Source organism: Streptomyces alkaliphilus, from assembly GCF_014141535.1.
GTDB classification, from domain to species: domain Bacteria; phylum Actinomycetota; class Actinomycetes; order Streptomycetales; family Streptomycetaceae; genus Streptomyces; species Streptomyces alkaliphilus.
Genome location: NZ_VKHT01001385.1, coordinates 1 through 1,007, shown reverse-complemented (window position 1 = coordinate 1,007; position 1,007 = coordinate 1). Strand labels below are relative to the sequence as shown.

Sequence of the window (1,007 nt, the reverse complement as noted above, 5' to 3'; positions counted from 1 at the left end):
GAATCCACCCCGATCGGGTCCCAGAATAGGGCCGGCTGCGGTGAGGAGAGATCGACTCCGGGTGAAAGGCACGGCGGGACCTCCCGCCGGCCGCGGCGGTCGGGTCCCCCGCACGGCCGGCTTGTCGAAGCCGTCCCGGCCGGTGATGCTCGGACCCGGGGCGCAACGGATTCACGACGGACCGGCTCGAACGGAGAACACTCTCGTGCACCACCACGACATCAAGAAGGAACGGCGGGATCTCCACTCCGCCCGCTCCGACCGGTTCGCCATCGTCGACGTGCCCCGCATGGCCTTCCTCATGGCGGACGGCCGGGGCGACCCCAACACCTCCGCCGACTACCGCGCGGTGGTCGAGGCCCTCTACACCACGGCCTACGCCGTGCGCGCCCTCGCCAAGAAGGAGTTGGGCCGCCCGCACACCGTCGGTCCGCTGGAGGGCCTGTGGTACGCGGACGACCTCGGCGCCTTCACCACCCGTGACCGTGACGCCTGGAAATGGACGCTCATGATCGTCCAACCGGAGTGGATCACCCCGGCCATGGTCGAGGAGGCGAGGGGGAACGCCGCGGCGAAGAAGGACCTTCCCGCCGGGGACCGCGTGCGGTTCGAGGAGTTCGCCGAGGGACGGTGCGTCCAGATCCTCCACATCGGACCGTATGACGAGGAGGGCCCTGTGATCGCCCGGATGCACGAGGAGTTCATGCCCGCCGAGGGGTTGGTGCCCGGCGGGCACCACCACGAGATCTACCTCTCCGACGCGCGCCGCACGGATCCGGCCCGGCTGCGCACCATCCTCCGCCAGCCGGTCGCCCCGGCACCGGACTGAGCCGGGGCGCGGACGGGGCGGGTCCCGGGCCGGCAGGGACGTGGGAACACGCCGCGCCGGCACGACCGGCCCACCGTGGTGCGGCGTCCCCTCCGCCCGGCACGGCCGGGCGCCCCCATCGGTGGCATCGGGGAGGACGGCCCGGGATTCGTCGGTCACCCCCGGACCGGGCCCGCCC

The 1,007-nt window shown here is 72.8% G+C and carries 1 protein-coding gene; it reads left to right on the top strand.

Going from position 1 to position 1,007, the window contains the following annotated elements; translation table 11 throughout:
- Nucleotides 1-205 precede the first annotated feature (205 nt).
- On the top strand, nucleotides 206-829 hold the full coding sequence (locus tag FNQ90_RS24630) for a GyrI-like domain-containing protein (protein ID WP_323380166.1): 624 nt from the start codon (nucleotides 206-208) through the stop codon (nucleotides 827-829).
- Nucleotides 830-1,007 lie beyond the last annotated feature (178 nt).